General features: G+C 60.9%; 7 protein-coding genes and 1 pseudogene. 3 read left to right on the top strand and 5 right to left on the bottom strand.

Features of this window, described 5'->3' with window-relative positions; all coding sequences use genetic code 11:
- Positions 1–134: 134 nt before the first annotated feature.
- The 5 genes from DW180_RS09940 to DW180_RS09920 all read right to left on the bottom strand — a co-directional run bounded on the left by DW180_RS09940 (position 135) and on the right by DW180_RS09920 (position 3949).
- Positions 135–1256, bottom strand: a complete 1122-nt coding sequence (locus DW180_RS09940; RefSeq protein ID WP_118238516.1) for an NlpC/P60 family protein — start codon at positions 1254–1256, stop codon at positions 135–137.
- 32 nt (positions 1257–1288) lie between these two features.
- The gene (locus DW180_RS09935) at positions 1289–1819 is read right to left on the bottom strand and encodes an adenine phosphoribosyltransferase (RefSeq protein ID WP_199411499.1); all 531 of its coding nucleotides are present in this window, start codon (positions 1817–1819) and stop codon (positions 1289–1291) included.
- 36 nt (positions 1820–1855) lie between these two features.
- Positions 1856–2740, bottom strand: coding sequence for a MerR family transcriptional regulator (locus DW180_RS09930; protein WP_117759889.1), 885 nt, complete (start codon positions 2738–2740; stop codon positions 1856–1858).
- A gap of 3 nt (positions 2741–2743) precedes the next feature.
- Positions 2744–3178, bottom strand: a complete 435-nt coding sequence (locus tag DW180_RS09925; protein ID WP_006236002.1) for an FHA domain-containing protein — start codon at positions 3176–3178, stop codon at positions 2744–2746.
- A 66-nt stretch (positions 3179–3244) separates the two neighbouring features.
- Positions 3245–3949 carry a CDP-alcohol phosphatidyltransferase family protein gene (locus DW180_RS09920; protein ID WP_089573364.1) on the bottom strand — a complete coding sequence of 235 codons (705 nt, stop codon included), beginning with the start codon at positions 3947–3949 and terminating at the stop codon, positions 3245–3247.
- Between the two features lie 396 nt (positions 3950–4345).
- On the opposite strand from DW180_RS09920, the gene DW180_RS09915 reads away from it, so the two are divergent.
- The 3 genes and pseudogenes from DW180_RS09915 to DW180_RS09905 all read left to right on the top strand — a co-directional run.
- Complete coding sequence (locus tag DW180_RS09915) at positions 4346–5074, top strand: lantibiotic protection ABC transporter ATP-binding protein (RefSeq protein ID WP_055250122.1); 729 nt, start codon at positions 4346–4348, stop codon at positions 5072–5074.
- Complete coding sequence (locus DW180_RS09910; RefSeq protein ID WP_117716874.1) at positions 5071–5841, top strand: hypothetical protein; 771 nt, start codon at positions 5071–5073, stop codon at positions 5839–5841. Before DW180_RS09915 ends, DW180_RS09910 begins: the two co-directional genes overlap by 4 nt.
- A gap of 35 nt (positions 5842–5876) precedes the next feature.
- A pseudogene (locus DW180_RS09905) lies at positions 5877–6142 on the top strand (lantibiotic ABC transporter permease); the annotation flags it as partial.

Raw genomic sequence — 6142 nt, 5'->3', positions numbered from 1 at the left:
ATGGCCTATTTGCTCAATGTGTTCGGCTGAGATCGGAAATCAACCCCTGATTTTATGGCAAACGGTAGGGGTAAAAAGAATGGGCCTCGTGACTCAAGATCGCGAGGCCCATGTTCGTTCGCTGTAGTAATAAATTAGTAGCGTACGAAGATGTAGTTGTTGTTCATACCGGCTGCGACGGAGCTGATGATAACGCCCGTTTTGTAGTCGGAAGCATGGATCATCTGGCCATTACCGATATAGATGCCGGTATGGTAGGAGTTAACCACAACATCGCCGGGTTGCGGATCGGACACACGGGTCCAACCCATGAAAGTGCCGGTGGTGCCCAGACGGCAGTAGCGGCCCGTGAGGCAATAGCTTACAAAGCCGGAGCAGTCAAAGCTGTTCGGTCCAATGCCGCCCCAAGAATAAGCGCAACCCAGCTTGCTATAAGCGCGAGAAACAACGGTACCGCCGTCAACGGACTGGCTCGGTGCGGAAGGCGTCGGAGTCGGAGCGGGCGTCACGGGCTGCGGCGTGGGGGCAGGAGCGGGCGCGGGCGCAGGCGTGTTGCCGCCGCCGTTGTTGGTCGTACCGCCACCATTGTTGGTGTTCTCGGTCGTACCGGCGGTGTCGTTGCTCACCGTGGCCTTTTCGGCGGTGCTGGCATTAATGCCAGCCTGCAGCGCAGCGTTGGCCTCGGCCTCGGCAGCAAGCTCGGCCTGCAGCTGTGAATCCAGGGAGTTCACGACATTCTGGGCCTCAGCCTGCTGGGCATTGAGCTCGTCGACTTTCTTCTGCGTCGCGGCGACGTTCTTCTCCTGCTCGGCCTGCTTATCGGTGAGCTGCTGCTTAAGGTCCTTGACCTCTTGGATGGTCTGGGCCTGCTTGTCGGACACCTTGCCGTAGTAGAACAGACGGTTGAGCATATCGCCCAGATCGTCGACACCCGTCAGGACCTGAAGGAGACTCAGGCCGCCGGTCTTGTACTCACCGGCAACGTAGCTCGAAAGCTTTGCCTGGCCTTCGGCGATCTCTTGCTGCTTTTGCGTAATCTCGCCTGCAGTCTGATCAAGCTCCTGCGTCTGTGCGGAGAGTTCATCGTGAATTTGCTGGGTTTGCGTGCCGATCTGCTCGAGTTTAGTACGAGCAGCGGCAAGGTCGGATGCGGTATCGGCGTAGGCCGGAGCCACGAGGCCCAGGCCCAAAACACAAGCGAGGGTTGCCGTAGCAGCGCAGCGTGCCATGTTTCTGTGCGTGTTTGCTGTGCGCATGTAGCTTCCTTTCCAGTAACTAAGGGTAACGGCTAGTCCACCGTCACCAGGCTAAAGAGCTCAACATCGTCGTCAGTCGGCGTGAGCTTCTTGCGCGGGTTGAGAAACGCAAGCTCAAGGATACAACCGTAGCCCACAAGCTTTGCGCCCATATCACGCACCAGTTTACCTGTTGCCTCGACGGTTCCGCCCGTCGCGACCAAGTCGTCCAGAATCAACACGGTATCTTTAGAGCTGATGGCATCGGCGTGAATCTCGATAGAATCCGTTCCATACTCGAGCTCGTAGCTCTCGCTTATCGTCTTGCGCGGCAGTTTGCCGGGCTTACGTGCGGGTACAAAGCCGGCACCTAGGGCGACGGCCACGGGCACACCGACCATAAAGCCGCGGGCCTCGGGTCCTACGACCTTGGTAATGCCCATATCGGCAAAATGCTCGGCAAGGGCATCCACCATGGCCCTCAGGGCCTCGGGATTGCCAAAGAGCGGTGTGATGTCCTTAAAGACGACTCCGGGCTCGGGATAGTCGGGGATATCGACGATATGAGATTCGAAGTCGTACATGGCGTGACCTTTCATGGATTGCCGGGTGGACGGCGATTATTTACCCGTGTTAGCAGACGGGTTATGCGAGGGGACGACGACCTTGGACGGTTGCACGAGCGACTCCTCGTGCGCGGCAACCGCGGGGACGCTTGCCCCATCGCTTTTAGCCTTGGTGGATTCGGAACGTGCAATCTCCTCATCGAGTGCATCAATGTCGGCGTCCTCGACCACGGCGTTGAGCGACTCAAAGACACGGTTCTTAAGGAGCGCGGTATGCACACCCTCGGTGAGGTCGTGCAGCTTCTTAAAAGCGCGCTCGAGCTTGGCGTCGCGCTCATCATCAGAGGTATCCATGCCGAGCATGCTCACGAGAACCTGCTCAAACATCGAAGACTCGCGGTTTGCCGACGATACGTACTGACGCAGGTTGCGCGGCTCAATGTGGAAGCGCGACAGCTCCGAGCAGTAGCGGATAATCGGGAAATCTCTGCCATCGACGAGCTCTCGGTTCTGCGGGCTCTTGATGATGCGGATAAGATCGTTCTCGGCAAGGGAGCGGATAAACGAAATCTCAACACCGAGCATGTCGGGGATCGTCTCGATGGGGTGCAGCTTTTGCTTGGTCTCCTTGGGCTCCGTCTTAAGCGGAACATCGGACAGAAGACCCACCTCGTAAGCCAAAGTGGACAGGTCCGTTGCGTTTTCCAAGCGCTGCTTAATGACGTTGAGCGGCATGTAGCGGGTCTTCTGCAGGTGCAGGATGACCTCGAGACGGTCAACGTCTTCCTTGGAGTACTGGCGATACCCCTTAGGCGTTCGATGAGGGGTGATGAGCCCCTCATCTTCTAGAAATCTAATTTTTGAGTTCGATAGATCGGGGTATGCGCCTCGAAGTAGATTGACGACTTGGCCGATACTCAGATAGTTGCGTTCGGCCATGCCCTACTCACCGGTTTCGATGCGCTCCGGCGTGCTCTCGTGGTAGATGAGCGTAAACGTACCGATCTGGACGGAAGAACCATCGTGCAGCGGGGCCGCGTTGACAATGGCGCCGTCGACCCAGGTGCCATTGAGCGAGCCCAGGTCCTCAATGCGAGCGCCGAGGCCCTCGCGAATAATGCGCGCGTGGCTACGCGAAACGGTCATGTCATTGAGGAAGATGCCGTTCGCAGGATCGCGGCCGATGGTGGTCACGTCGTCCTCGAGCTCAAAGGCGGCACCAGTCTGCGGACCCTTGACGATGGACAGAACGGGTGCGGTGATGCGCACGTTGGCCATGAGGTCGGGAACGGTGACGTCGCTTGAAGGCACGCGGAATACGCAGGTAGCGTCAGCAGTCTTATCATTCTGAGGCATATTGTTAACCATGTTGTCCATGACAACCCCTAACTTATCGCGGACGTGCCGCAAATAATGAACCGTACGTAATCATACCCCAACGAATCAGTCTTCGATTTCAGGGTTCAGAAAGTCGATGTCCTCGTCCTCGGGATGCGCGAGAGCCTGTTTAATGGCCACTCCGCCCTTAATGGAATAGATGACAGCCGTGAGCATGGAGAAGATCACGCCGCCGTACACAAAGAAGATGCCGAGGGGCACCGAGCTTCCGTTGAGGCCCGGGAAGGCCGTAAGGGTTGAAGGTAAAAGATGCAGGCCGTCAATAACGGGGAACCCGAGCAGCATGAGCGAGAAGCCGGTCATGAGCAGTGCAGTGGCAATCTTTCCGGGAAAGACGACATCGATGGGGCGACGGTGATAATGACGCACGATAAGCGTGCCGATGCCCAGATAGATGTCGCGGCCAATAATGAGCACGCAGACCCAGATGGGCAGCTCTCCGCGGACCACCAGCCCAAGTACGCCGGTGAACAGCAGCGCACGGTCGCAGATGGGATCCATGACCTTGCCGAGCCACGAGACCGTCTTGGTCATGCGGGCGATCTGACCGTCCATCCAGTCGGTAGAGGCGGCAACGGCGTAGATAACGATGGCGATGACGCGGTTGTTATCCGTCACAAACAGGTACAGAAATACCAGGGTGAGGATCAGGCGCGTAAAGGTGATGAAATTGGAGATCGTAAAGATCTTATTCGACGGGTAATCGGAAGTGCCGATAAGCTCCTTTTTGATCTTCTTTTTGATGCCCACAGGACTCCCCCGCTGGTTAACGACAAAACTTTCGATACTATACCCGTTCCGGCGATGTCTATCCAGCGTATGCATAGAGAGTCCAGACATATGGAGGATGCTACTGGGTTGTGCGGGATTCTGCATTTGTGTACATCAGCCTCCAAATATGACATTTTTCGGCATCTTTGATGGCTGATGTACACGTTTTGATTCGGTGATTACATCGATCGGGAAAGTTGTTGCCTTAAGCAAATTAATCATGATGTGCGGGTCGAGAAGGGTTGGCGCCAAAAGAGCCCAACGGCCGTTACGGCTTCGTTAGAAACGCGCCCCACCATGGATGGTGAACCCGAAAGGTAAGGCGCGCGGGCACGGTGACTCGGCCCGCGCTCCCGGAAGAGAAAGGATAAACCCATGGGTTACATGCTCGAGACGCGTGGGCTCACCAAGCGCTTCGGCCGCGGCGACCAGGCGCAGGACGCCGTGGCCGATGTGAGCCTTCATATCCGCGAGGGCGAGGTGTACGGGCTGCTCGGTCCCAACGGCGCCGGCAAGTCGACAACGCTCAAGATGATCTGCGGGATGCTGCGGCCGACGGCCGGGGAGATCCTCTTTGCCGGGCACGCCTGGCGCCGCGAGGACCTCTACGCAATCGGCAGCCTCATCGAGGAGGCGCCGCTCTACCCCAACCTCACCGCGCGAGAGAACCTGCGCGTGCGCACCACGCTGCTGGGCCTTCCCGAGAGCCGCATAGATGAGGTGCTCGCCGCCGTGGACCTCGCGGACACCGGGAAGAAGCGCGCCGGGCGCTTCTCGATGGGCATGCGGCAGCGCCTGGGGCTCGCACTGGCGCTGATCGCCCGGCCACGCCTGCTCGTGCTCGACGAGCCCACCAACGGCCTCGACCCCATCGGCATCGAGGAGCTGCGCGACCAGATCCGCGGCTTCGCGGCGGCGGGTACGACGGTGATCGTCTCGAGCCACATCCTCTCCGAGGTGCAGCAGATGGCGGACACCATCGGCATCATCTGCGGGGGGCGCCTCGCCTACGAGGATGCGCTTCGTCCCGGACAGGACCTCGAGGAACTCTTCATGAGCTTCTGCCGGGAAGGGCGACGAGCGCGCGGGGAGGTGGCGGCATGACGGGTGAGAAAGGCGGCCTGCTCGCGGGCCTGCGCGCCGAGGCCCTGAAGTCGCGCCACGCGGCACCGGTTCGCCTGGCCGTGCTCATGGCGCTGCCGATGCCGCTGCTCGGCGCGATGCCCTACCGGGGCGTGCAGATCTTTAGCGCGTGGAACTACTGGTACGCGCTCTTCCTGCCCGTGTCTCTATCGCTTGTGGTGGCGTGCGTCGCGCGGGCGGACGCTCGCACGCGGATGCGGGGGCTTCTGGGCCTGGGCTTCCCGCTCGGGCGAGCCTGGTGGGCTAAGGCGCTCTGGTGCCTCGCTCTTTGCACGCTCTCGAACCTCGTGGTCTTCGGCATCTACCTCGCGGGATCGGCGTTCTCCTCGCAGGGTCTCACGGCCGCGGGCACGCTCACGATGCTCCTCTGCGCGCTCGCCAACACGGTGACCGCGGCGTGGATGATCCCCGCAGGGCTCTTCCTCACGGCGCGGCTCGGCATGCTCGCGGGCATCTTCTGCCCGCTCGCCGCGCAACTCGTAGGTGGGTTCGCCTGGTCGTTGGTGCCGCTGCCGCAGCTCTTTCCGCCGTCGGCGAACATGGTCATCCCCACGAGCTTCATCCCCGTGCTGCCGAGCGGCGAGCCGCTCGCGGCGGACATGGCGCTCGGCGGGGCGCTCATGGCGGACGGCATGCTCACGCTGGCGGGCCTTGCGGTCTGCGCGCTCGCGTTCGCCGCGCTCACGGCGGCGGGCGCGGCCTGGTTCGCGCGCTCCGAGGAGAGGTGATGGCCATGACACGACTCTCCGACCCGACGCCGCGCATGACTCTCCCGCGGGCCCTGCTCTCCGAGGCCCTGCGCCTGGCGCGCTCCCCGCTCGCGGCGGTGCACCTCGCCTGCGGCCTGGCGGCCGGTCTTGCCTGCGGCGAGTACTTCTCCGTAACCCGATGGGACCCGGCGCTGGGCGCGGACGCCTACGCCCAGTTCCTCGGCGCCCTCATGCCGCTCATGTCCGCCATCGTCTGCGGGCTCGCCGTGGACGAGGAGCGCGCTGCCGGGCGCCTCACCAACCTCACGGCGGTCCCCTC

Origin of the sequence: Collinsella sp. AM16-21 (assembly GCF_003471905.1) — a bacterium.
Taxonomy (GTDB): domain Bacteria; phylum Actinomycetota; class Coriobacteriia; order Coriobacteriales; family Coriobacteriaceae; genus Collinsella.
Note: the sequence above shows the minus strand (reverse complement) of the source record. Positions and strands in the feature narration are given on the sequence as shown.